Source organism: uncultured Amnibacterium sp., from assembly GCF_964250715.1.
GTDB lineage: Bacteria > Actinomycetota > Actinomycetes > Actinomycetales > Microbacteriaceae > Amnibacterium.
Genome location: NZ_CAXUGX010000008.1, coordinates 47,482 through 72,076 on the forward strand (window position 1 = coordinate 47,482; position 24,595 = coordinate 72,076).

Sequence of the window (24,595 nt, forward strand, 5' to 3'; positions counted from 1 at the left end):
CGGGGGCTGCCTGGTTCGGGGGAACGAGATGGTGCTCACCGTCGTCATCGGCGTCGTCGTCGCATGGTTCGTCGTCGCGCTTGCGCTCGCCATGCTGATCGGCCGTGCGGCCGCGCTCGGCGAGCGCCACCACCGCCGCATGGTGTCGACTCGCCCCGTGCTCGAATCCGTGAGGCGAACGGCCGAGTTCGTCGTCTGAGACGGGTGCTGCTTACCACTGCGTGAGCGTCACATGACGGCGAGGCCGGCGGAATCCCGCCGGCCTCGCCGTTCTTCAGTTCCGAGCGCTCAGAGCGCGCGGATGTTCGCTGCCTGGGGGCCCTTCGTGCCCGGGGTGACCTCGAACTCGACGCGCTGGTTCTCCTCCAGGCTGCGGAAGCCGCGGCCGTCGATGGCGGAGTAGTGCGCGAACAGGTCGGGACCCTGGTCGTCGGGAGCGATGAAGCCGAAGCCCTTTTCGCCGTTGAACCACTTGACGGTTCCAGTTGCCATGTGCTTGTTCTGCTTTCATTTCTTGATTGGACCCGCGGCGACTGCCGCCGTGGGCACGTCACGCTGACTTCCGCGTTCCAAGAAACGAGCCGCACCCTTCAGGGGGCTGCTCACTGTCGCAAACGCTCAACACAACTGCACGAGTCAGCTTACGCGGGTCCTGATCCTGTGGTGCGCCGATCCCGACCACACGTGATGGGGACCCGCCGGGTGTGTGGGCGTGGAACCCATCGGTCGTCGTCCTCCCCGAAGGAGTGACACGCATCGTGGGTCGTCGTCCCCTCGTTCGGGTGCCATGTAGCATGCCCACTTCCTGCAGTGCGCACTCGAAGACGTGTCACGCACCATGTCGACGAATTCCGAGGAGCCCACTCGTGAGCCTGCAAACGGCCGTTCCCGCTCGTGCTGCTCCGACTTTTCGCCGAGAGGCATTCCGCCTCGTCTCTCTGATCGCGGTTCAGCTCTTCCCGCTGGTGGTGCTTGCGCTCGTCTACCCCTCGATCGCGGTCACCATTCACACGAAGAGCATTGGAGGGGTACCGCTGGCGAAGCTCATGGCCTCCGCGGCGGTGGTCGGCCCATTGCTCGCGCAGACCGTGTCAGCTCCGATCTACCGTCTGATCGACGGTGTGGACCGACATGACAGCCGAGGAGTGAGCCGCGCGACGCTGCGGGCGCTCCCTGTCGCCCTCACGATCGGTCTTCCTCTGGCGGGAGCAGCCGCTTGGCTCCTTGCGGACCTGATGCGATGGGGTGGCGCCGCGACCGCCGCGTTCATGCTTGTCGTCGAACTGCACCTCGTGCTCGCATCACTGCTGGTTCCCGCCTACGCCGCGGGCTCGCACCTTTCCCTTGTGATCGCATGGGGCGCATACGCGACGGTGCTCCACGCGATCCCGACCACGCTCTGGGCTGCCCCGTTGGCCGCCATCTGCACCCAAGTCCCCCTACTCCTTTGGCGTGCCGGTCGCGCGTCCCCGATACAGCGTGTCGCAGCCCCGTCCGCACTCGCTGTTCTCGCTGCCACAGTGCGCGGTTTCGCTGACGCGACCCCGCTGTGGTGCGTGCCCTTGGCCGTATTCGCCGCCGCTCCCTCATCGTTCGCTGCCGGACCGGTGTTCGCCGGCATGCTGCCCGCGATCATCGCCTACCACGTGTTCTTCCAGACCGCTGCAGAGCCCATGTGGCGCCGCATCGGACGGCTTCGCCGTGATATGGGCCTTCATCCCTTCTCGGTGATCGAGCGGGAGGTCGGCGACCTGAAGTACCGGGCTCGCCTCGGTGTCTTCCGCGTGCTCTCGGTCGAGGCCCTGCTCGGCATGCTGACGGTGATGCTGATGGGTGCCCTGCAGTGGGATCGGTTCCCGCTGTTCCTCGCCGTCCTCGGCACGTCCGATCTCGCGGTCGTGCTGCTCGCGGAGGTGTACACCCTGTCGATGCTGCGCAACTCCCCGCCCGTCCTGCTCACGGCCGCGGTGATCGTCGCACTGATCGTGACGGCGATCGTCAACGGTCTCGGGGTGGATCAGATGCTTCTGATGCTCGCCGTCACGTTCGTGGTCATGACGGCCGCAATCGGATTGCTGAGCGGACGCGTGTGGCAGTTGCCGGAGCACGCACTCTTCTGGAAGACGGCGCTCGCGCAGTGACGGCCATGAGCATCTACTTCGGGATGGCCGATCCACCCGCGGGCTTCGCTCCACCCGCCGCGGCGGACGTGGTGTTGGAGCCGTACCACCCGTCGGTCAAATACGGAGGATTCGCCGACCTCTTCCCGTCGGCGAACCGCTGGGTCTACGTCAACCCCACCTCGGTCGACCCATGGCAGCTCGAGCACTCCGTGGATCGACCGCCGCTCAGCGGCGTGGACGAGCGCTGGCGCCTGCCGCGCCTGGACCACGACCACCCCGCTGCGCTGGACTGGGCGGTGGCGCGAGCGATCGAGGCCTGGCATCTGGACGACGGTCGCAGCACCGGTCTCTTCGTCGACGACTTCGACCGGCTTCTGCCCGATCGTGCCGAGACGGCGCGCGCCTTCCTCGACCGTGTTGCCGATGCGACCGCGCCGACGGGACCGGCCTGGTTCGTCAACCGCGGTATCGGGATATGGCACGACATCGATGGCTTGGCCGCTGTGTTATTGGAGGACGTGGCGCCGCAGATCGTTCCGAGCATGAGTGCGCACGAGCAGCGCTGGCTCGCGGACGAGGTGCTGCCCGCAGTCGAGCAGGTGCGCACCCGCGGCGTTCGTGTGCACGCGCTTTCGTATGACGACCAGGAGGCTGGCGAGATGCACCCCGACCCCGGACTGGCCGATGATCTGGCGGCTCTGATCGATACGACGACGACCGGCGCCAAGCGATCCCTCGACGAATGGAGGCTGAGTCGATGAGCTACGGCCTCCGGGGTAAGCACCGCGCGCCCCGCATCCCACGTCGGCAGCGACCTCCCGCCGCCTATCCGCAGGTCGACCTCGCGATCGTGTGCGAGTCGACCTACCCGTATCTCACCGGCGGCCTCTCAGCAGTCGTGCATCAGATCTGCGAGGCGAACCCGAACCGTCGGATCGGGATCATCCACATCGCCTGGGACCGGTCGACCCCGATGGAGCCGCTGTACGACGTGCCCCCGCAGGTCAAATGGGTGATGCCCCTCTACCAGAGCATGAGCGAGCACCGCAGTACCTTCCTGTCTCTGCAGCCCCGCCACGACCGGCTCGGCCGCCGAGCTCGCGCACGCGTGGTCGAGCGGTTGTTCGAGGCCCTGGAAGCGCATGTTCGCGGCGACGACCGCCACCTCTGGGCTTTGTACGACGAGGGGATCAACCCGCGGACGCGCGTCTACCGGCTGTGGCCGGTCATCAGCTCGCCGATGTTCATGATCCGAGCCCGCGAGTATTTCGCTGCCTCGGGTCTCTCATTCACGAGCCTGTTCTGGGAACTGCGGGAGTTCTTCTCGCTCGCGTTCGCGGTGGTCGACGTGAACTTCCCGAAGGCTGCCGTCTATCACGCGCACACGACCGGGGCCGCCGGCCTGCTCGCCGCCGCGGCCGCCCGGCAGAACGACACGACGTTCCTGCTGACCGAGCACAACCTCTATGCCCGCGACACGATCAACCACCTCCTCGAGCGCAGCATGGACACGGTGGTGACCCAGGGCGAGTGGCGCACGCTGACCGAGTACGACACGTCGGCGTTCGTGCCGGAGCGAGTGCAGGTCACGCCACGCCAGCGGGCCTGGATGGCGTGGTGGATTCACACCGGGCTCGTCGCCTACCGTGCCGCGTCGCTCATCACCTATCTGTATCCGGACGCGATCGAGGAGGCCCGCGGGCTGGGCGGTGCGTCCCATAAGTCCGTCGTCGTGGCCAACGGCGTGCAGCCCTCGATGTTCGACGAGGCCCGCGCCGAGTTCGACGCTCGCCAAGCGCGCGAACGGAGCGACGAAGCGCGAATCTGGCGGCTCGCCTATGCAGCCCGAGTCGTGCCGATCAAGGGTCTGCTCGACCTGCTCGAGGCGCTGGCGCTGCTCGTGCGCCGCGGTGTGAGCGACTGGGAGCTCGACGTGATGGGGCCCGACGGCGAGATGCCCGATTACGCAGCGGCCTGCCGCATGCGCACGACCGAGCTCGGTCTCGACGGCCACGTGAAGTTTCTGGGCAGCGTGAACCTGCGCCAGCGGATGGGCCTCTACGACGCGCTGATCCTGCCGAGTCACAACGAGGGTCAGCCGATCGTCGTGCTCGAGGCGATGACGGTGGGTCTGCCGACGATCGGCACGTACGTGGGCGGTATGAAGCAGCTGGTCGAGGATCCGATTCCGGTGCAGAGTGCGGACGGCGCGGACGTGATCGGCGCTTGTGGGGCACTCGTGCGCTCCCACGACGTGATCGGAATGGCCGGGGCGATCGAACGGCTGATGACCGATCCGGAGGCGTTCCGGTCGTACAGCGCCAACGCGAAGGACCGCGTCGACCGCTACTTCCACCTCGATACCGCGATGGCCAACTACCGCGCCCTGTATCGCCGCTTCGGGTCTGTGCCCGAGGATGAACTGCTCGAGGAGTGGCCGATCATGCCGCGGCGCTCCGTGCCGGTCACGGAGTCCGTCGATGTCGAGCGGGTCGAGGTCGATGTCGAGAGTGAGCGGAGCGAGCACGCGGCACGCCGCGCCGCGTAATGCGGCAGTCGGGGCGACCGCGGGCGCTCCCACGGCGCTCATTTCACTGTGACGACGACTCCCAGGGTGTTGCGTCCGGTCGAAGCGCTCCAGGTGCCTTCGTCGGCGAAGCGAATCGAGTAGGCCGATCGGTCCTGAAGCCTCTCTGATGCGTCCGGTAGCCAGAGTGAGAGGTGATAACCGCCGGCGGCCAGGTCGGACGGTACCGTCACCTGGGCGGCCACGGTGGTCGTCCGGCCCGGCGCCCACGTGCGCGGGTCGGCGTTCAGGCGCAGGGGGATCACCGTGGCTCCGTGCGCCAAGACGGCGTAGACCGGGCGTGCGTTGACCAGGTGGGCGTTGCCGGAGTTGTGGATCGAGAACGTGAGCCCCATCGTGCCTCCGGGACTCACCTTCGGGGTGAAGGTCGCTGTGGTCAGCGTGAAGCGGTACCCGAGGTGGGTCCCGATCGTGCCAAGACATCCCTGCTGCTGGAGCTTCCCCAGCGCGTTCGGGTCGAACTGACGGTTCAGATAGGTGAAATGCAACTCGGCGAGCTCGTGTGTCGCCGTCGGGCAGGTCGTGCGAGGGGAGACCCCGCACGTTTCACCGCCCACGATTCCGTGCCGGCCGATCGTTGCGATGAGTGCCTTATCGGCTCCGATCGAGTAGCGCGGGTTCCGTGCCCAGGTCCCGCTGTCATCCGGCGCGGTGCTGAGAAAGCAGTCCTCGTGGTTCCCGATCCGACCGTCGTCCCCCGACGCGCCGACGAGCGTACGGATATCGCTCGGATAGCGCAGCGCCACCGACCTGTTCGCGGGGTAGGCGGCGAGAATCGCTTTCAACACGGTGGCCTTCGCGGTCGCGCTCGTGTCCAGGTGGTTCGTCGAGGTGTGCCATTCGCCCCAAGCCCCGATATAGCCCGCCTCGAACGACTCGATCACGTCCGTGTTCGCCTTGAACACGGGTTCGAGCTGCTTGATGTGCCGCTCGATCTGCGGCACGGTCGCGTCGGGCTGCGAGTTGGGGTACGGCCCCACGTTGTAGGCGACCCGGACGATGACCTTCATCCCGGCGGACCGGACGGCGGCGAAGCCTTGCCCGATCTGCATCAGCACGGAGGAGGGGATAGCGGTGTCGCGGTAGGCGTCGAGCCGGATGTAGCTGTGCAGCAGCGTGACGTGGTCGTGCCGCTGCGAAGCCAGATCACGATCGTTCACGAGGTCGACCTGGTCGAACCAGCCGCGCTCCGGGTTGGCGATATCCGCCGAAATCCCGGTGAACTGCACCGTCTTCGAGGTGGTGGCTCTGCCGAGCGCGACGGCGATACCGATTCCTGTGCCTGAGAGAATCAATACCCCGATGACGACACCGACCAGGACGAGCAGACGTCCAGGCGGCTTCCGGCGAACCGTGTGCCTGTGGCGTTCGGTCGAGGGCATGCCCTCAGGCTCGCACGGTCGCGGCGACACTCAGCGCGCCGCGGCGGCCCACCGGCGGTTCTGATCGGACGTCGACGGGATACTGGACAGACAGACATGCTTCAGAAGGAGCAAGCGATGAGCGAACCCGACGTCGAACGCGGCGCGAGCCGGCTCGAGGCGATGCGCGAGTGACCGCCGGTCTCCGACGGGCTTCGTGGCGTCGTGAGGGCACCGCGGCCGTTGTCGGCGTCCTCGTCGTCGCTTCGCTCGCCGTCACTGCGGTCGCGGTGTTCGACAGCCAGCGGGAAGGCGCCGCGGCGAAAGAAGCTTCGGCGGAATACACGCCTCCTCCCATTCCGAGCCCGCCCTCCAGGGCGCCGGTCGTCGGCACGAGAGGTGACCCGCCGGTAACGATCATCGGAGATGACTTCTCAGTACAGGACAGCTCGGGGGTGAAGCAGTATTGGCCCGAGATCGCGGCGAAAGCGGCGAAGGTCCGAGCAACGATATTCGCCGACTCGGGTGCCGGTTACCTCGCGGAACCGGAGGACGGCGAGGGCGCGTTCCCGGCAAGTGCTGCGCAACTCGATAAATCGACGAGAGCAGTGATTCTGTTCGGCGGTGCGAATGACGCGGCGGCCTCTACCGTGTCGGTCTACCGCGCCGCGGCGTCCACTGTCGCAGCAGTCCAGCTGGCCGCCCCCAAGGCGACGGTGGTCATGATCGGACCGGCGTGGCCGGTCTCCAAAATTCCTGCCGAGGTGCTCCGCATCCGCGACGTGGTGCGCGCGGCCGCCGCTCTCGCGCACGTTCGGTTCGTCGACCCGATCGCCGGGCGTTGGCTCACCGCCTCCGACGCGCTGAATCCGAATGGGGCGACGTTGACGAAGAAGGGTCAAGAGTCCATCGCGACGCACATGACGGTCGTCCTGCGCACGGCGGTCCAGTAGCGCCGTGATTCGAGGTGGCTGAGCGTCAGGACCGGTGTCCGGAGTCGTGATCGGACCGATCGCACGGATCGCATCGATCGGACTTCATTCCGCAGCGGCCCGGCGTCTCGGCAGGAAGCCGTACTGGGCCACCAGTCGCATCAGCGGCAGTCGCGCAATGCTTCTGCGCAGCAGGACGGCGATCAGCAGGAGGCCGAGCACCACGAACGCGATATCCAGCAGCGTGCCCCCGAGGGCCTGCAGCAGCAGGGTGAGGAGGAGATACGCCCCGCCACAGCCGATCACTGTCGCGATCGAGTGACGGAGGAGTCGTGGACCGTCGAGATAGCCCGCCCGGCTGCACAGAACGGCCTGCCAGATCTGACGCACGATGCTCGTCACGAGGAGCCCGAGCACGGCGACGATGAGCGAGTGCGCGAGCACGATGACGACGACCAGGAGGCCCTGCAGGACGAGGAGCGCGATCTGAGTGCTCCACACCCATCGGAACCGGCCGATCGCCTCGATCGCACTCGCGAGGATCGTGCCGACCGCCTGGATCGCTCCGGTGAACATGAGCACGGGGACGAGTAGCCGAGCGGCTGACCATTGCGGTCCGAGAAGTACGAGCACGAGCGGTGGCACCACGAGGGCGCCGAGCGTCGCGATGATCATCAGGCCCCAGCCGGTGATCACAAGCAGGTCCGTCCACACCCGACGCGCTCGCGCGTTGTCCTCGCGGTCGTGGCGGAACTCCGGATAGATCGTCTGAATCACCGCGGTCTGCAACTGCTGGAACGGAATCAGCGACACGACCTCGGCACGGTTCCAATACCCGATCGCGCCGGCGCCCAGGGCGTACGTGGCGGCGATCCGCGTGATGTTCCCCACACCGTAGGAGAGCAGGCTCGCGATAGTCAGTCGGGCGCTGAACGCGAGTTCGTTCATCGCGCTGCGCATCCTGCCGAGGCCGAGGTATCGTCGCGCGGTGATCGCGCAGAGCACGGTGGTGATCAGTTGCGCGAAGATGGGCGAGATCAGCAAGCTCTCCGCGGTACGGCTCAGGAGTACGGCGACGATGCCGGCGAGCATGCTGAGCAGCGCGCCGACGAGTTGCTGTGCCGCGAGCAGCTTGAACCTGCCGAGTCGGCGCACCAGGCCGGTGACGAGGCCGTACAACGGAGCGGTGAAGGCGCTGATCGACATGAGCGCCACTGCCGGCGCCGCCGCCGGCGTCGACCAGAGTCCGGCCCAGAGCGGCGCGAGCAGCCCGAGCACGGCTGCTGAGGCGACTCCGAGCAGCAGAGCCAACGAGCACAGGGCGCGGATGGTGGGGATGGAGACCTCGGGCAGTCGGCCGACCGTCTGACTCAGACCTCCGGTCGCGATGAGCGTGACGAGCGCGGTGATCGCGAGCGTTATCGCGTAGACGCCGAACTGCTGCGGTGAGACCAGGCGGCTGGTGATGGCGGCATATCCGAATTGGGCGAGAACCGTGACCAGCTGGCTGCCATAGGTCCAGGCGGCACCACTCGCGAGCCGTCTGGCCGACATCGGCGCATCCGCCGGTCCGACACCGGGAGCGCTCACGCCTCCGCCAGGTGCTCGGCGAGGCGGTATGAGAGAGCCACGATCGAAAGAGTGGGGTTGGCGTGGCCGCTCGTCGGGAACACGGCGGACCCCGCGACGAACAGGTTGGCGCTACCGTGCACACGGCAGTCCGGGTCGACGACGCTCGTGGCGATGTCCGTTCCCATCCGGGCAGTGCCGATGTGATGCGCGTTGGAGTTGAAGCCACCCACCATGTCCGAGGCGACTGCCCGGGTCGCCGCAGCAGGGGAACGCCCTGCGCGATAGCCCTGACGACCGAGGAACGCCTCCATCGCCTCGTGGAACGCCTCGACTGTTTCGAAATCTGCGCGATGGAAGTCGATCTCGGTTTCAAGCAGCGGTGTTCCGAACCGGTCCCGTCGCTCTGACAGCACCACCCGGCTATCGGCATGGGGCAGGTGCTCCGCCTGCACCCAGAGATGGTGCACATCCGCGTTCAGCGGAGGCAGCAGCATCGGCAACCGGTTGCGCGCGCCCCGGCGCACCGACTGCAGCAGCACCTGGGGCCAGATCCCGGGATCGGCTCTCGCGATCACCCGGGCGTAGACGGCGAGATCGGAGCGCCTACCGAGCAGTGATCGCGGCGAGCGGATGTGGCGCCGCACGAGCTTGACGGCTTCGACGAGCGCGGTGAGCGGGTCGAGGTGGATCGATACGGCGTGCGCGGGTGGCCGGGCGATGAAGCCGATCACGTTCCCGACACGACGCCTTCGTTGCGCCTCCGGCGTCAGTTGCCACCGGTGACGCGCATATGTGCGACCGAGGCGGAAGAAGCCCGAAGCGGCGGGGAGTGAGCGGCCCGTGTACGTCATGTGCGTGGCGAACACGTGACTCATGTAGTAGCGGCCGAGCGCGGGCAGAGAAGCCCCGACAGCGGAGGCGAGCAACAGCCGCGCATTCTCGAGGGCTCCCGCTGCCAGCACGTACCGCCGGCCTATGATCCGGACCGCCTGTCCCGCCTGGACGGCGCGAAGAGACAGGATGGTGCCGTCCGGATCGAACTCGATGCCTGTGACGTGCGTGTCATCGATCACCGTGAGGTTGTCGTGCTCGCGCTGGAGTCGGGCCAGCAGCTTCGAAACATTCGTCGGTGGGCTCCAGAGCTCGATCGGCGATCCGTCGATGTCGGTGCCCCTGCCGAACAGCGGGTCCTGCTCTTCCCGCTGGAAGTCGGCAGCGGGGATCTCCAGCAGCCTGGCCGCCTCCGGTAGCCATCGCCGGTATTCGTCGTACGAGATCGGCCAGCCGCTGTCCGGGACCCAGGAGCGCACCTCGAAATCGAGCGGATCCAACGGGATGCACCGACCGCCCCACGCGGTGCTCGTTCCGCCGAGGACACGGCGTCGGTGCTCACCGAGTGGCTCGTGCCCCCAGACACCCCGTGGATCACCCCCTTCGCTCGTTGCGCGGTCGGTGTCCCGTTCGCGCGCGACACCACTCTCGACGAGCAGCACGGAACGACCTCGACGCAGCAGACCGTCGGCGAGGGCCACGCCGGCCGGTCCTGATCCGAGGACGACCGTGTCGTCACCCACGATGTCGTTCACTTCAGCATCGTCGCATTCGCACGGAGGTGAGCCGGGTTTCTCGTGCCCACCACCGCGACGTGGGGCGCAAGGTCGAGCGTGCGAAGCCGCCGGAGTGCGACGGCAGGGTCCTGGTCGAGCGCGGACACCCGGTTCACCACGATCTCGACTCCGCTCGCACGAAGGCGCTCCAACACGGGCCTCGGCAGAGCGACGTAGGCCGCGGCGGGCAGCTCCAGCAGGTCGACGTCGACCAGTCGGGCGACGGTCACCGCGTCGTCGAACTCGTCGATGGAGACGCCGACCTTGGTGAATGCGCGCGACTCCCTGAGGCGCGCGAGTGCCTTCACGGCGGAGCCGTCCTCGAGGACGGCCGACGGGGGATTGTGCAGGCAATAGGCGTAGATGGGGAGGCCGCCGAGTCGATTCCGAGATGCCCGAAGGGCCCGCTCCAGGTAGTCCGTGTCGAACCGCATCGGGGTCCCGAGGACGCTCCGGGCGCGTTTGGTGAGCTGATTGAGCCCACGGAACGGCCTCGGTAGATCGGGGAATCGGTACCCGCCCTTGGTGATGATCCGGAATCGATGAGCGGCCGTGGCCAACCGCGGGGACCGCTTCACGGCTGTTCCCAGCGCTCGTTCTGCCGATCCCGCGCCGTAGGTGTCGGCCGTGTCGATGTAGCGGACGTCGATGTCGAGGGCCGTGTCCAGCAGCGTCGTGACCTCTGCGATCGTCGCCCGTCGTCCGAGCGACCGTAAGTTCGAGGTGCCGATGCCGGTCTCCACGATGCCGTCCTTCCCGTTCATGCTCGACCCTGTGTGATGCCCGATGCCGCCCGGCGGCCCCGTCGGGCGGCATCGTCGACGATCTGGTGGAGCAGAGCGAGGTAGGCGTCGGCGCTGGTTCCGAGGGAGTAGCGCTGCGCGATGCGCCGACCTGCCGCTCCGAGGTCTGCCCGCTGCTGTGGATCGGCGAGCAGACCACTGACGGCGGTGGCGACCTGGTCGACGTCGTCGACGTCGATCGGCAGTCCTCCGGGGCCGACGACGTCCGCAGCGGCGCCGGACCGCTTTCCGACGATGACGGCCCGACCGGCGGCCATCGCCTCGACGAGCACGATGCCGAACGACTCCTCGCGGCTCGTGTGCAGGAACAGGGTGGCTCCGGCCATCCAGGACGGGACCACGCCGGATGGCAACTGGCCGTCGAAGCGGACGCCTTCGGTCAGGCCGTGCCGAGCGGCCCACGAAGCGGCGACTCCGTCCGCTTCGAAGTCCGGCCCGGCGAGCGCGAGGAGCGCGTCCGGATGCGCTCGTCGGACGAGCGGCCAGGCGCGCAGCGCTGTTGCGACGTTCTTGCGATCGGTGAACCCGACATTCAGCATCCCGACGATCGGTGGGGCGTCCGGCTCCGTGATGACATCGAGGAAGGGGGCGAGTTCGATCCCGTTCGGGATGACAGCACAGCTCTGGCGGTACACGCGCCTCACCTGCCGAGCCAGATAGTCGGACGGGGCACTGAGCGGACCCCGCTTGCAGAGGCAGATGACCTGCATCAGCCACCGGAAATACCAGTACGGGTGCCGGTTGTGCCGCGCGATCACCGGAGCCCAGTCGTGGACGGTGACGAGCGAAGTTGCTCGAGCGGTCCGCGCTGCGAGCCCGAACTCGTAGGTCCAGTGTGCGTGGACGACATCCGGTGCTGCTGCATCGAGCGCCGCCCGGATCGCCCGCCGCTCCCGGCTGAACAGGTCGAACGCGCGGCTGCGTCCGCGCCCCCGCGCTGGCAGCACGACCAGGTCGAGCCGGTCCGACCGCAGGCGGATCGGGGTGACGATGTCGGTTCCAGTGGTCACGGCGGTCACGTGGTGGCCGCGATCGACGTACTCCAGCGCGAGCTGAGCGGTCGCCGGGAAGGGGTACCCCGCTGTCGGGACGGTCACCCCGAGCTCCGCTTCGAACAACTGCACGGTCATCGGTCCGGCCACGGCGATACGGAGACGCGGACCTCGGGCCGCACCATGGTCTCGCGTCGAGTCGCTCACCTCAGCCACCGGCGAGCGGCGCGCGGCCGAGATCCCAGACGGCGCGGGTCGAGGGCGGGTCGAGCCGCACGCCGGCCGCGTTCAGCATGGTGATCAGGTGGTCGTCCTGCCGAAGGTGCGACCAGGCGAATCGGCTGGCGGCCTGCTCCGCAGCGAGGCGCTCGTCGACACTGGTGCGGCTCAAGTGGTGCTCAATGCGTTCGGCGAGGTCCTGCGGCGTCGAACCGGTGATCAGGAATGAGTCGGTCTCGTCTCCGGGGAAGACCGTCGCCTGACCGGGGTGCAGCGTCGTGGCGTGGATGGATCCCGACGCGAGGGAGATCGCAAGGCGATCCGAGAAGTAGCAGGGCTCGGTCGCGAAATGGTCCCAGTTCGCGCTGATCCAGGCGGATCGCAGCGCGTCGGTCTGGTCCGAGTAGGCGACCGGACCGCGCGTGCCGGGACCGTCCCAGCCGTTGCCGTAGAGGGCCAGACGCTCGCCGTGGCGGGACTGCAGAAGGCGCACGAAGCGGACCCGGTCGGCCGCAGACGGCAGCGGACGAACGCGGGCTCGATTCCGGTTCGCGACCACCACCACGTCGGTGGGGCGGTCCGCTCCGCCCGGAGATCGATCGATGCGGGCGGGATCGAAGACGCTGGGCGTCCACTCGACCCGGCGTGCTCCCGCACGACGCAGATTGGCGCTGAAGGTCCCGGCTCCCACGGTGAAGACGACGTCGGCTGCCCGTGCCGCCAGACCCGACGCCGCGGGCAGCGGATGCAGCCAGCGGCTGTAGGGGTCGGCCTCCTGATAGAGCAATGCGGGCGCCGCCGCTCGCAGCTGCCCGATCTCGCGGGCGGTCAGGCCCGTTGCGCCCAGATGCTGCATGAAGAGCAGGTCGGGCTGGAACCGGCGGACCGCCTGCAGCAGGTCTGCGCGGTGGGCGGCGCGCTCACCGCCCTCGTGGATGCGTCGTTCGAGGCTGAAGACCTCGACCTCGTCGAGCAGACCCGCTGCGAGCAGGTCGGCGAACGCGCGGCGGTAGCCGAACTGCAGCGCATCACCGATCTCGTTCGGGACGTAGAAGACGCGCCGAGGCACCGTCATCGGCGGCGCCGCGGCCGGTTCAGGACGGGTATCGGCCCCGGCACCCCGAAAGACGGCGCGACGAGGATCGACTCCTTCTCTCGGGAGGGGATCGGCGGCAGCTTGATCGGCTCGGGCTCGCTCAGCCCTGCCACCGCGGCACCCGCGGCGGGGATCCCCAGCACGGCGATGACGAGCAGGAGCGTCGCGGTACTTCCCTGCGGCTTCAGCGGCGTCTCCGAGAGCAGTCGAGCAGCGAACGCGAGTACCAGCGCCAGGGAGAGCCCGCCGGTGGGTCCGTTCGCCAGGACGCCCTTGCGCAGCACTGCCACGAGCAGGGCGACGAGGCAGGCCAAACCGACGAGGCCGGTCTCCCCCAGGGTCTGCACGATCTGGTTGTGGGCCTGACCCGCCGCGTCGAAGACGCCCAGGTAGGTGGCGCGGTACTGGGGATCGAGCAGGTTCGGACCGTACCCGAACAGCGGATCGAGGAAGAACCCGTGCAGCGCGGCCTGCCAGATCGTCGTCCTGCCCGTGAACGTGAAGAACTCGGGTGGGAAGAAGTCGGTGAGGAGTCTCGGGTCGGCGACGGCGAACACGATGCTCCCCGCCGCGACGATGATCGAGATCACGCGGGCGCTGCGGCCGAGTCCTCCGGCCAGAGCGAGCAGGCCGAGGGCGAGTGCGACCCAGCCGGTCGTCGACTGAGCGACGAGGAGCGCTGCGAGCTCCGGTATCAGCCACGGGAGCCGGCCACCGCGCAACTCGAGGATCACGGCGAAGCAGGCGAGGACCGCGAGGGTGTTCGGGTGGCCCGTGATGCCCTGGATCCGTTCGATCCCGAAGAGCTCGCGGCCGGTTTCCTCATCGAAGGCGACGGACGGCAGCAGCGGTACCGAGACCAGGCTGAGCACGACGAGGGCCCGAAGTGCTCGTCGCAGCACCCCGGCGAGCCACGTCCAATTGACACCGGCGTACAGGACGAACGGCACGACGAGCAGCGGAGTGATCAGATACTCCTCCGACACACCCGCCGGCGCGTATCCGACCGCACTCGAGACCAGCAGTGATGCGTAGAAGGCGAGCAGAGCCGTCAGGACGCCCGTCTGCCCACGGCGAGGCGAGCGCAACGCGGCGAGCAGAGCGACGGCCGCGAGCGTCCATGCCGCGGTCGTGTTGCCGCGGGCCAGCACCAGGCCGAGACCCGAGGGGTTCTGGCCGTTCGGATAGGTGAGCTGGATGAGTGCATTGACCGGCCCGCTCAGGTAGACGATGCCGGCGAGCGCCCAGTGGCCCCCGGCATCTCGAGTACGACGTACCCATGAGGGAGCAAGAACGAGCGCCCAGATCACGACCGCGACCGCGAGGAGCGCGGCGAGCAGAATCACGCCACCACCGGGTTCAGGTGCGGACGCGCGTCGTGGTCTTGCCGCGCGTCGGACCCTGCTGCACCGGCAGCTTCGCCACCGACGGCTCATCGGTGCGGCGGTAGCCGTAGGAGGTCGACCGCGTCGCGGGCACCTTGGTGAGGACGAGCCCGAGGATTCGGCCGTCGACCTGCTGAAGGCTCGCTGCGGCTTTGCGCAGGTCCGCCTTGTTCGTCAGCCCGGATGCTGCCAACAGCAGCGCGCCGCTCGTTCGGCGGGTCAGGATCGCAGCGTCCGAGACGGGTACGAGCGGGGGGGTGTCGATGAGAACGACGTCGAACGTGCCCTCCAACTCCGTGATCAGTGTTCGCATGCTCTCCGACTGCAGCAACTCGCTCGGGTTCGGCGGGATGCGCCCGGCCGGCAGCACGATCGGACCCGCGACTCCGACGCGCTGCAGTGCCTGGTCGAGCGTGACCGCGCCGATGAGCACGTCCGTCAACCCGACGCGGTCCTCGAGCCCGAAGTAGGTGCCGACCTGTGGGCGACGCAGGTCCGCATCGACGAGCACGACCTTTCGTCCCGCCTCGGCGAGTACGACGGCGAGATTGGCGGCGGTCACGGACTTGCCCTCCTGCTCCACCGAGGAGGTGAGGACGATCGAGTTCGAGCGGCGGTCGTACCCGAGGAAGTCGAGATTCGTGCGCAGCGTGCGGAACGCCTCCTTGCGCGGACTATCATCGGCAGCCCCGATCAGGAGGGGGCGGGAGCGCGCCGTCGCATCGTGCAGAATCTCCCCGAGAACAGGCACGGCGACCACAGCCCGAGCATCCGCAGCGTCACGCACCCGGGTGTCGAGCCGCTGGCGGAGGACGGCCAGCCCGATACCGATGAGCAGACCGAGCAGGGCCGCGATACCCAGATCGAGAACCAGGTTGGGACTCGAAGGGCCGGTCGGGGCGGTGGCCGGCTGGATCCTCGTCAGCAGCACCGCGGGGACGGTGCCGCGCTTCTGCGGCGTGAGCCGCTGGACCGCGGTCGCCAGGTTGGAGGTGACCGAGTTCGCGATAGCAGCTGCACCTGCCGGCGTCGACGCTGTCGCAGTGATGTTGAGAAGCACCGTGTCCAGCGGCGCTTGCGCCGACACCTGTTCGGCCAGGCGGGTCGAGGTGGTCTTCAGGTGCAACTCGCGGATCACGCCGTCCAGGACGTACGCGCTCGTCGCGACGCCCGCGTAGCTCTTCACCGTGTCTTCCACGTACGTTCCACCCTGGGTGAGGTCACTCACCGTCGAACCGGACGCCACCGAGGCGTACGCGCTGGCGGCCGCGGTGTAGACCGGCCGCTGCGCCGAGGTGTACAGGGATCCGAGCAGGATGGCGAGAGCAGTCGCGGCGACGACCACGCGCCAACTCCGTCGCAGCGTGCGCAGGAATTCGCGAAGTTCCAAGAAGGCTCTCTCCGTTCGTGCGAGGGCGTGGAATCCGAACCGCCCCCGGGTTCCCGCCGTCCGCCGGCCGCCGGAACAGGCGGTGGTGGCGCCGTGCGTGGAACGACCGTCCAGCGGCGAATATAGTCGGCTGGTCGAAGAAGCGGGAACCGGACGGCGGATTTTCGCCTCTGCGACGGCCCCGGTGCGGGGGTTGCGACGTCCGATCGGGCGCGGACCGAGACGTCAGAGGACCTGGAGTGGTGCGGATGACGGATCCCTCGCTGCTGGTCTCGTACACGATTCGGCCGGGTGCCGGCAGCGAGGCCGGAGTGGGCTGGGCCTTCCTCGAAGCTTCGCTGAAGCGTTCGGACGGACAGGTGCATCTGGTGTTCGACGCGCGTGATCGGGCTCCCGTCGCAGACGAGCTGGAGCGCTCCGGGCGGATGGGTCGAGTCGTGCTGCATCCGGTGCCGGTACCCCGTCCGGTGCTTCGGGCATCCGGCGATCGCCGCACCCGCCAGAGCTACCTCGCCTGGTTGCCTGCGGCCCGGGCGATGGTGCGCGCTCTCGCCGCTCAGGAGTCGCTCGCCGCGGCGCACCAGGTCACGTTCGCATCGGCGGTCCTGCCGCCTGCACTGGTTCCGCATGCGGCCCGACGCGTCGTCTGGGGTCCGCTTTCGGTCCCCGTGTCGGCGCTCGGCGCACGCTCACGCCCCTCTCGTCGCAGTCGCGCCGCTGTGGCCGCCGTGCAACGGATCGCGGCCCATAATCTGGCCGCGGCCGACCTCATCGTCTCGAACAACGGTCACACTCAGGCGTTCGTCGAGCGGCACGGACGATCGGGCGTGATCGAGCCGAACATCGTCGTCGAGCGCTTGGATGAACGCGCGGGGCGGGTCGATCCGGTGGCGCTCGTCATGGCAGGTCATCTCGTGGCCAGGAAGCGGCCGTGGCTGGCAGTGCAGGCGCTCCGCGACCCGCGGCTGCGCGACCTACGACTCGACGTCCTCGGCGGGGGCCCGCTCCTTCCCGAACTGCGTCACCTCGTCGACGAACACGGTCTGGGGGAGAGGATCCGGTTCCTCGGCTCGGTGCCCCGCGCCCGGACCTTGGCGATCATGTCGACGAGCAGGCTGCTCGTGCATCCGTCGTCCCGCGAGGGCTCGCCCTGGGTCGTCGGCGAGGCGGCCGCCGTCGGTCTCGCCTCGGTGGTGATGCCGGGAAGCGGATCGGAGGCGACGGTCGAGTTGAGCGCGAACGGTGGCGTGATCGCTCCCGACCGCGGTGCGGGTCGAGAGGTCGATGCGCTGGTCGACGGCATTCTTCTGGGGCTTCAACGTCCGCAGCCCGCCCCCTCGTCGCGCTGGAGCTCGGCCCGCCTTCCCGGTCTGCTCGATGACTGGTACCGCGAGGCGGGCCGGTCAGCTGCCGGCCAGGTGTGAGCGCGCGGTGCGCAGCCACCATGCCGCATAGCTCCAGGCGAAGAAGAGCGGCCACGTCCGGGGAGCGACTCGACGCAGGATACGTCGCATCGAGGTCGGATGGCCGCCGCCTTTGACTGATCGGAACTCGGCCCATTCGACGAGTGCCGGCCGACGTGGGGACGTGGGATGCGAAGGGCAGGTCCCGATGCTGCGTGGCGCGAGCACCGGCTGAACACCCGCTCGACGTGCCCGCAGGCCGTAGTCGATATCGGCGAGCCCATGTGAGAAGGTGCCCTCGATCCCGCCGATCCGCCGTGCTGCGGGGACCGGAACGAGCACGCAATTGCCGTTCAGGGTGTCGATCGGTCGCACGGCCCCGTCCGGCTGTTGATGCCGGAACCGGAGTGGATGAGGTCCCGAGCGCACGTACCCGCCATAGTTCACGCGGCGGGTAGCGGGGTCGATGGTGGCACCCACCACCAGATGGTCGCGGCGCCCGTCGAGTGCCGCGAGCAGGACGCTCAGCGCATCGCTATCGAGGCGCACGTCATCGTTCAGCCAGAGGAGCAGGTCGCCGTCACCGAGCGACCTCAGCGCATGTGCCTCCGCCGTCGCCATGCCGCGTGCCCAGAAGGCGTCGCCGTCTCCCTCGAGCACGTCGATGGAGCCCTCGGGCATGACGGCTCGCGCCGCTTCCGCCGTGCCGTCCGTGGATCCGTCGTCGAAGAGCACGACGCGCACGTCTCGGCCGGCATGCTCTGCTCCGGCGCGTAGATCGCGCAGCGCCTGCTCGGTCAGTGAGCGCCGATTGTGGCAGGCCAGAAGAGCGGTAATCACGCGCGCGGTTGTGCGGCGTGATCGATCGCATCGACGAAGCCCGCCGCCGCAGCGCGCCAGGAGTAGTCGCGCACGTGTTCTGCCGAACCCGTGGAGAGCCGATGCCAGTGGTCCGTGTCGCGGAGCAGGCCCACGATGGCCTCCACCCAGAGGTCGAGATCGAGCGGTACGACCAGACCCTCTCGGTCGTTCCGGATGAGTTCACCCGCCGCGCCGGCGTGCGGCGAGACGATCGTGGGCGTTCCTGCCGCCGCCGCCTCGTTGGCGACGACGCCCCACGGATCCCAGTTCGTCGGGAACAGGAACAGCTTGGCGGATCCGTAGAGCTCCGGTAATTCGCCCTGCTGCACGAAGCCGCGGAACTCGACCTGGAGATCGGTGAAGGCCGACGCTGCGGCGCGCATCTCGTCCTCGAGCTCGCCGCGTCCGGCAACGAGCAGCCTGACCGGCCTCCCCAGCCGTCGTGATGCGTCCCCTGCGGCCCGGACGGCGAACACCGGATTCTTCACCTCGGTCAGTCGGCCCGAGAAGAGCAGGTCGAACCGGCGCTCCGTGAGGGCGGGCTGCCGGAAGGCAGCGTTGTCGATCGCGAGCGGCGACCAGAAGACGTCGGACGGGCGGGCGCCGAAGGTGCTGAACAGTCGCATGGTCGACTCGCTCGGGCCGGCGTAGGCGTGGGTCAGGTGATTCCCGATTCGCCGCACCAACCGGTGGACGCCGGTGAGCGTGCGCTCCGACTCGAGCGTGCCGTCGATCTGGCACACGGCTCGCGCACCGGACCGCCAGGCGTACAGCAGCACGAGCAGGTCGGTGATGTTGAAGCCGTTCGTCACCACGACGTGCGGGCGGATCCGACGGAGTTCCCGCCACACACCCCAATTGACGTGGATGTACTTGTTCTCGCCCAGGACGATGATCCGCTGCTTCAAGAAGATCGTCCGGACTCTCCCCTGGGGGGTGGTCCAGTGCCGGTTCGGCTCGCGCTCGCTGGAGTACAGGACGGTCAGGTCGATGCCCGGTTCATCGGCGATCAGGTCGAAGACGGGAACCCGATATGGCGTCGGCATCTTGTGGACCAGTGCGACGCGAAGGACTTCGGGCCGCTGCTCTCGACCCCTCTGCGCTCCAGTTCGCTTCACGGGAGCTCTGCGGTGTCGGCGAGTTCGCGAATGCGACGTGCGGGATTGCCGGCGACGATCGTGCCGGCGGGTACCGACCGCGTCACGACGCTGGCGGCGCCGACGACGCTGCCCGCACCGATGGTCACGCCCTTCATCACGATCGAGCGCGCGCCGATGAACACGTCGTCCTCGATCACGATGGCGTCTTCGGGGCGGCCTGCGGGGATCGCTGCCCGGTGGCGCGGGATCCGGTCGAGGGGATGGAAGTCCGTGTCGCTGATCATGACGTCCGCGCCGAGCAGCACCCGCTCCCCGATCCGGATCGATCTGGCGCTGCAGATCGTCGCTCCGCTCAATCCGCTCTCCGCCCCGATGTGGATCTCGCTCCCGGGCAGGAGGGTCCGCAGGATCACGGGACGGGCGACACCGAGCGCCGTCCAACGACTCGACGACACGAGTGTGACACCTCGCCCGAGCACGATCTCGGAATCGGGGACACGAGAGACGAGGGGGATGCCGAGCAGGACGAGACCGGGCCCGCGGCGCACGCCGGCGCGCCGCAGTCCCGCGTGGGCGAGCGGCGACTCCACGAGCCGGTTGACGACGACGTGCCGTGTGCGGATCACGATGCTGCCCCTCCGCCCCGTACCGCCCTCATGCGCCCACCCTGACCGCCCGGGCGGTCTCGACCCAGACCTGTTGCGCGGGGTGCCAGGCGAGGGTGACCGAGGTCCTCGTACCGCTCGCGATCGTGGTCGGCGCAGACCCGCGGGCGAATCGACAGTCGGTGGGCCACCGGACCTGGCGATCCCCGCCGGAGGCGACGAACTCGACGACGAGATGCTGCGTCGCGGCTTTCGGGGCGTTCGTGATCGTTGTACTCGGCCTGCCGCCGGTGAGCGTGCAGGAGAAGTAGTTGCAGCGTGCCGCGTCGATCACCACCGCGTCACCACTGGACGACCGGGCGTCGAACGCCCCGATCAGCGCCCCGCCGCCGGCGATACCCGAGAGCACGTCGTCAGAATCGGGGGCCCGGGTCGCGAGCAGCGGCGCAGTGCCCTGGCCTCGTATTTGTTGCAGTTGCAGGGTCGGTACCCCGTCGGCCGTCGCGGAGAGGCGGGCGGGCCAGATCGTCGATCCGTCCCGCTCCACGATCTTCGCGCCCTCGACGTGCCCCTGAGTCAGGGCGACCTCGGCGGGTCTCGCGACGCCCGAGATGCGGGGCTTCGCCGTTGCAGCACTCCCCGTCATTCGGAAGACGGAATTGAGATAGGTGCCGTTCACGACGAGGTCCTCGATCACGACGGGCTCGTCGGACACCAGTGCGGAGTCGTACTCCAGGAAGCAGTTATGACCCTTCGGCACCTGGGTACCGCCGGCGATCACATACGCGTCGCGGACCACCACCCCTTCGACCGGGACGTTGAAGGGGCCGTCCCCTCGCACCCAGATCAGCCGAGGGCTGACGCGACCGCCGCCCCCCGAGTTCGTCTCGAACCACGTCGCGCCGTCGATCAGGAACTTGCCGGAGTAAAAGGCGCCACCGACGTCCGCGGCCAGCCCGAGCCGGGTCTTCCCCGACAACGGCGCCTCGATGGTGATCGCCGCGACCGTCGGATCCTCGAAGGAGGAGGCGTTGCCGATGTGCCACTGCGGCGCTCCCTCGAACACCGCTCCCTCGCGGCACTGCGAGGCATCGGTCTTCGCGATGTCCAGTTGTTGGCTTCCTGGCCCGAAGTAATACCCCGTGTCGCACAGGTAGAACACGCAGTCCCGGACCTGCGAGAAGTCGGAACCGTATGCACCGCAGAACCCGTACTCGAGGCCTGTGAACATGCAGTCGAGGATCCGGGTTCCTCCACTGCCGTTGTCCTGGATCGCGCGGCCCGTGCGTTTGCCTTCGCTCGAGCCGCTTCGGAACACCGGGTTGATGAATTGCAGGTCCCGGAAGGTCCAGTCGGTGGCCGTGCCCTGGAACGCATCGGGTGGTGAGGCGCTGAAGGTCCCCAACTGCATCCAGGGCGCGTCGTCCGCGGATGCGATCACGGAACTGAATCTGCCCTCGCCGGTCACGGTCACGCCGGGCTGCTCGAACGGGTCCAGGGCTCTGGTCAGGAACACCCCGCGTGAGATGTGCACCTCGACCGTGGTCACCTGCTGCCGCCGCGTCGCGCCGGCCTTCGCGGAAGCCGCCTGAGCAGCTGCGAAAGCGGCGTTCAAGCCCGCGGTGTTATCCGTGCCGACCGCGCCGTTCGTGTTCGGGCCCCCGTCGGACCGCGCCGACACGGACGCCGGCTGCTGAAGGACTGCTTGGGTCGGTGATTGCACCGCGGCGATCGTGCCGGTGCCGACCGTATCGTCGGCGCCCCTCCAGAACACGAGCTTGCCCTTGTCCCGCTCGGTCGAGGTGAACGGGGCCGTGCCAGAGGTGATCGTCGTCGAACCCGCCTGCACGGTCAGGTCGCCGAGCAGAATGCCGTCACCCTTGACGCCGAAGGCCTCGTCGGTCACCTCGAGCACGGTCTCGACCACGCCGCGGCCCTTCTGGACCGGACCCGAGGCGTAGGGGTCGGCGGTCTGCGGCTGGAGGAGCGTGCCCCCCTTCGCGACCGCGGCTCCGGCGATGACGGTACCGAGCACGAAGCGTCGAGTGGCGGTGACCGGCATGCGGATGGATCCTTACTCTGTGCGGCCTTCAGGGCTGGACCGGCTCTCGCGAATGCCCACTGTCGGAGATGAGCATGCCGGAGAAACGAGGAGAGGGCCGCAGGCCGCTCAAGTCAGGTGTGCGTTCCGAACGAGCATCAGCGCGTACCGCTCGTACCAGTGACCCGCGTCAGGTCCACCGTTGCACGTACCGTCCGAGCCCCCGGGGTTCTTGATCCAGAGGAACGCGTCGAGACCGGCGATACCCGTGCGGCCGGTCGGGGCATGACCCAAGCCCTTGTGCGGCGGATTGCAGAACGCGGTGTCCGCGGCCTTCGGCGCGACGCCGTTGCGACTGGAGTCGATGACGAAGTGTCTGCCGCCGACTCGACGGGAGATGGCCCGGCCGTACTTCAGCAATTCACCGTCCGGCCGGAAGTTCGACTCGTTCAGGCTGAAGCCGGCGGCGTCCGCGATTCCGGACTTCTGCAGGCGTGCGGCGGCCTGGTCGAGGGTGAGCCACTTCGAGTGCCCGATGTCGATGTAGGCCCATGAGCCCTGTCGCTCCAGGCGGTTCACGGCCCACCTGATCAACCCGTACCTCTCCGTCCGAAGGCGGGCGGAGAGGCAGGAGGCGAGTGCGAGAGCGTCCGGCTCGACGATCACGATCGCGCGCCGGGTCCCGAGACCGCGCAGGAAGCCCCGGAACCAGACTTTGTATCCGGCGGCGGTCGTCGGGCCGGGCTCGGCGGCACCCTCGCAACCTCGGTGCGGCAGGTTGAAGACGACGAGTTGCGCGATCGCACCGTCCTTCGCGGCGTCCTCCACCCGGTTGTGCACAAGTGTCTGGACGAACTCCGGAGTGTTCGATCCGTACCAGTTCGCTGACGGGTACCTCGCGATGACCTCGAGTGCACTCGCGACCGCGGGGCGCATCGAAGCGCGATTGGCGGCCAACTGCATGGCGGCCGAGTTGTAGTGGTCCACGTCGAGCGGTGCACCGAACCGCCCGAAGGGCTGCGCCTCGGACGTCGTGCTCGCGCCAGCGGCCGGGACGGGCCCGAGGATCGAGCCGGTGATCGACGCTGTGAGGAGCATCACGACCAGGGCGCGGAGACCCGGCGCACGTGACGGTGCTCGGCGATCCCTTCCGCGAGCCGTTCCTCGTGACGGCTGCAGCGGTGGAAGGACCAGATTCCGTCCGGCTGTCGCCCTCGTGCGCGCAGCGTCCCCCGCCGCTTTCCCCGTCGACATGTCGCTGTTCCCCCACTCGACAGCGATGCGGCATCGGAGATGCGCATCGCGGTGCGCCGCCTGTCAGCCCCCCGGTGACCAGGTCGTGCGCACTCCCCGCGACCAGTGTCCGGGCGATGCGTTCTGGGGCGCCACATTTGCGGTGCCCCAGAACGGGGTGCATCAGAACACGCCTTTCGGAAGGGACTCGGTCTGTTCATGAGATACTGAGCGTGAAGCGTCATATACTCGCGCGGCGTTTCGTCCTCGCTGGATCGATCGTCCCATCCAGGAAGCCAGTCACTATTCCCCACTACACCGAGCCGATTGCTGTGATCCCGGACCTCCCAGCCTCGCGCACGTCCCGGGCGGATCCGTCCGTCGTCGAGACGCGGCCCGAACCCGCTGCCCGAACCGACGCAGGCGCCCAGCTGACCGAACCGGGTACCGGTCCGTTCCGAACCACCACGATGCAGCAGGTGATGGTCTCCTCGGATCTCCGGTCTCGCTGGTCCAGTCGACGCCAGTGGATCGGTGGTGTTCCCTTCGTCGCCTCAGACCCTGACGGGGCCGCTCGAGACCTCGTGGATGCGGCAGCGGACTGCGGTCATGGCCAACACGTGCATCTCGCGAACGCGTACACCGTGGCCGTTGCGGTCGAGTCGCCCGAATCACTGGCGACCACCTTCGTCGGGGACGGCTGGAACCTGCCGGACGGTCGACCGATCTCGTGGATTTCGAAGCTGCGCGGCGACAGTCCTGCTCTCGATCAGGTCCGCGGTCCGCAGCTGTTCCTCGACGTGTGTGCAGCCGGCGTCGACCGCGGTCTGCGGCACTACCTCTTGGGCGGCGCTCCGGAGGTGCTCGAGCAGCTGCAGAAGGCACTGCGTGATCGATTCCCGGGGATCGATATCGTCGGTGCGGCATCGCCGCCTTTCCGCAGCCAGTCGGAGCTCGAGCTGGTCGAGCGTGACCGGGCCATCGCGGCATCCGGTGCTCAGGTCGTCTGGGTCGGCCTCGGTACGCCGAAGCAGGATGTCGAAGCGGAGCGTCTCGCACATTCGCTCCCCGTGGTCGCGGTGGCCGTCGGCGCTGCGTTCGACTACGCGGCCGGCACGCTTCGCGAGGCACCGCGGTGGCTTCGCACCTTGGGCCTGGAATGGGCCTTCCGCCTGGCGGTGGAACCCGCGCGTCTGTGGAGGCGCTACCTCTTCGGAAGCGCGCGCTTCCTCTACGCCGCAGTCCGGCTTGGACGGCGCGAGAGCTGACCGGCGGCGGATCGCCT

21 protein-coding genes are annotated in these 24,595 nt (G+C 68.4%); 7 read left to right on the forward strand and 14 right to left on the reverse strand.

The genetic code is table 11. The annotated features are described in order from the left end of the window. Positions 1-28: 28 nt before the first annotated feature. Complete coding sequence (locus ACFE7H_RS09255) at positions 29-199, forward strand: hypothetical protein (protein WP_375400944.1); 171 nt, start codon at positions 29-31, stop codon at positions 197-199. Between the two features lie 89 nt (positions 200-288). Here the strand turns inward: ACFE7H_RS09255 and ACFE7H_RS09260 are convergent, their stop codons facing one another. Next, on the reverse strand, positions 289-492 hold the full coding sequence (locus tag ACFE7H_RS09260; RefSeq protein ID WP_375400945.1) for a cold-shock protein: 204 nt from the start codon (positions 490-492) through the stop codon (positions 289-291). A 374-nt stretch (positions 493-866) separates the two neighbouring features. Here ACFE7H_RS09260 and ACFE7H_RS09265 point away from each other — a divergent pair, with 374 nt between their 5' ends. From ACFE7H_RS09265 to pelF, 3 genes are read left to right on the forward strand one after another with little or no spacing between them, the layout of a single operon-like run. Continuing rightward, the gene (locus tag ACFE7H_RS09265) at positions 867-2,141 is read left to right on the forward strand and encodes a hypothetical protein (RefSeq protein ID WP_375400946.1); all 1,275 of its coding nucleotides are present in this window, start codon (positions 867-869) and stop codon (positions 2,139-2,141) included. A 5-nt stretch (positions 2,142-2,146) separates the two neighbouring features. After that, positions 2,147-2,884: a hypothetical protein gene (locus ACFE7H_RS09270; RefSeq protein ID WP_375400947.1), complete on the forward strand. Its 738-nt coding sequence runs from the start codon at positions 2,147-2,149 to the stop codon at positions 2,882-2,884. Beyond that, entirely contained in the window at positions 2,881-4,671 is a 1,791-nt protein-coding gene (gene pelF, locus ACFE7H_RS09275) for a GT4 family glycosyltransferase PelF (RefSeq protein ID WP_375400948.1), read from the forward strand. Before ACFE7H_RS09270 ends, pelF begins: the two co-directional genes overlap by 4 nt. A 38-nt stretch (positions 4,672-4,709) precedes the next feature. Here pelF and ACFE7H_RS09280 read toward each other — a convergent pair whose 3' ends face one another. Continuing rightward, positions 4,710-6,092, reverse strand: coding sequence for a DUF4832 domain-containing protein (locus ACFE7H_RS09280; RefSeq protein WP_375400949.1), 1,383 nt, complete (start codon positions 6,090-6,092; stop codon positions 4,710-4,712). A gap of 170 nt (positions 6,093-6,262) precedes the next feature. Here ACFE7H_RS09280 and ACFE7H_RS09285 point away from each other — a divergent pair, with 170 nt between their 5' ends. Continuing rightward, the gene (locus tag ACFE7H_RS09285; RefSeq protein ID WP_375400950.1) at positions 6,263-7,024 is read left to right on the forward strand and encodes a GDSL-type esterase/lipase family protein; all 762 of its coding nucleotides are present in this window, start codon (positions 6,263-6,265) and stop codon (positions 7,022-7,024) included. An 84-nt stretch (positions 7,025-7,108) separates the two neighbouring features. Here ACFE7H_RS09285 and ACFE7H_RS09290 read toward each other — a convergent pair whose 3' ends face one another. From ACFE7H_RS09290 to ACFE7H_RS09320, 7 genes are read right to left on the reverse strand one after another with little or no spacing between them, the layout of a single operon-like run. Then, positions 7,109-8,593 carry an oligosaccharide flippase family protein gene (locus tag ACFE7H_RS09290; protein ID WP_375400951.1) on the reverse strand — a complete coding sequence of 495 codons (1,485 nt, stop codon included), beginning with the start codon at positions 8,591-8,593 and terminating at the stop codon, positions 7,109-7,111. Continuing rightward, on the reverse strand, positions 8,590-10,161 hold the full coding sequence (locus ACFE7H_RS09295; protein WP_375400952.1) for a GMC oxidoreductase: 1,572 nt from the start codon (positions 10,159-10,161) through the stop codon (positions 8,590-8,592). Before ACFE7H_RS09295 ends, ACFE7H_RS09290 begins: the two co-directional genes overlap by 4 nt. Beyond that, a complete protein-coding gene (locus ACFE7H_RS09300) occupies positions 10,158-10,946 on the reverse strand; it encodes an aldo/keto reductase (protein ID WP_375400953.1) in 789 nt (262 codons plus the stop codon). Before ACFE7H_RS09300 ends, ACFE7H_RS09295 begins: the two co-directional genes overlap by 4 nt. Continuing rightward, positions 10,943-12,127, reverse strand: coding sequence for a glycosyltransferase family 4 protein (locus ACFE7H_RS09305; protein WP_375400954.1), 1,185 nt, complete (start codon positions 12,125-12,127; stop codon positions 10,943-10,945). The genes ACFE7H_RS09300 and ACFE7H_RS09305 overlap by 4 nt, the downstream gene beginning before the upstream one ends. A 58-nt stretch (positions 12,128-12,185) precedes the next feature. Continuing rightward, the gene (locus ACFE7H_RS09310; protein WP_375400955.1) at positions 12,186-13,271 is read right to left on the reverse strand and encodes a hypothetical protein; all 1,086 of its coding nucleotides are present in this window, start codon (positions 13,269-13,271) and stop codon (positions 12,186-12,188) included. Continuing rightward, entirely contained in the window at positions 13,268-14,638 is a 1,371-nt protein-coding gene (locus tag ACFE7H_RS09315) for an O-antigen ligase family protein (RefSeq protein WP_375400956.1), read from the reverse strand. Before ACFE7H_RS09315 ends, ACFE7H_RS09310 begins: the two co-directional genes overlap by 4 nt. 13 nt (positions 14,639-14,651) lie before the next feature. Then, positions 14,652-16,067 (reverse strand): polysaccharide biosynthesis tyrosine autokinase, encoded by a 1,416-nt coding sequence (locus tag ACFE7H_RS09320; RefSeq protein ID WP_375400957.1) that lies wholly within the window; start codon positions 16,065-16,067, stop codon positions 14,652-14,654. 248 nt (positions 16,068-16,315) lie between these two features. Here ACFE7H_RS09320 and ACFE7H_RS09325 point away from each other — a divergent pair, with 248 nt between their 5' ends. Continuing rightward, complete coding sequence (locus ACFE7H_RS09325; RefSeq protein ID WP_375400958.1) at positions 16,316-17,491, forward strand: glycosyltransferase; 1,176 nt, start codon at positions 16,316-16,318, stop codon at positions 17,489-17,491. On the opposite strand, the gene ACFE7H_RS09330 is transcribed toward ACFE7H_RS09325, so the two are convergent. The 5 genes from ACFE7H_RS09330 to ACFE7H_RS09350 all read right to left on the reverse strand — a co-directional run bounded on the left by ACFE7H_RS09330 (position 17,471) and on the right by ACFE7H_RS09350 (position 23,175). Next, a complete protein-coding gene (locus ACFE7H_RS09330) occupies positions 17,471-18,310 on the reverse strand; it encodes a glycosyltransferase family 2 protein (protein ID WP_375400959.1) in 840 nt (279 codons plus the stop codon). The two genes, ACFE7H_RS09325 and ACFE7H_RS09330, sit on opposite strands and share 21 nt — an antisense overlap. Beyond that, positions 18,307-19,377 carry a glycosyltransferase family 4 protein gene (locus tag ACFE7H_RS09335; protein WP_375400960.1) on the reverse strand — a complete coding sequence of 357 codons (1,071 nt, stop codon included), beginning with the start codon at positions 19,375-19,377 and terminating at the stop codon, positions 18,307-18,309. The genes ACFE7H_RS09330 and ACFE7H_RS09335 overlap by 4 nt, the downstream gene beginning before the upstream one ends. Before the next feature lie 68 nt (positions 19,378-19,445). Continuing rightward, entirely contained in the window at positions 19,446-20,057 is a 612-nt protein-coding gene (locus ACFE7H_RS09340) for an acyltransferase (RefSeq protein WP_375400961.1), read from the reverse strand. A gap of 28 nt (positions 20,058-20,085) precedes the next feature. After that, a complete protein-coding gene (locus ACFE7H_RS09345) occupies positions 20,086-22,098 on the reverse strand; it encodes a hypothetical protein (protein ID WP_375400962.1) in 2,013 nt (670 codons plus the stop codon). 108 nt (positions 22,099-22,206) lie between these two features. After that, complete coding sequence (locus ACFE7H_RS09350; RefSeq protein WP_375400963.1) at positions 22,207-23,175, reverse strand: glycoside hydrolase family 6 protein; 969 nt, start codon at positions 23,173-23,175, stop codon at positions 22,207-22,209. Positions 23,176-23,780: 605 nt separating this feature from the next. Between ACFE7H_RS09350 and ACFE7H_RS09355 the strand changes: the two genes are divergently transcribed. After that, positions 23,781-24,578: a WecB/TagA/CpsF family glycosyltransferase gene (locus tag ACFE7H_RS09355; protein ID WP_375400964.1), complete on the forward strand. Its 798-nt coding sequence runs from the start codon at positions 23,781-23,783 to the stop codon at positions 24,576-24,578. The last annotated feature ends 17 nt before the right edge of the window (positions 24,579-24,595 follow it).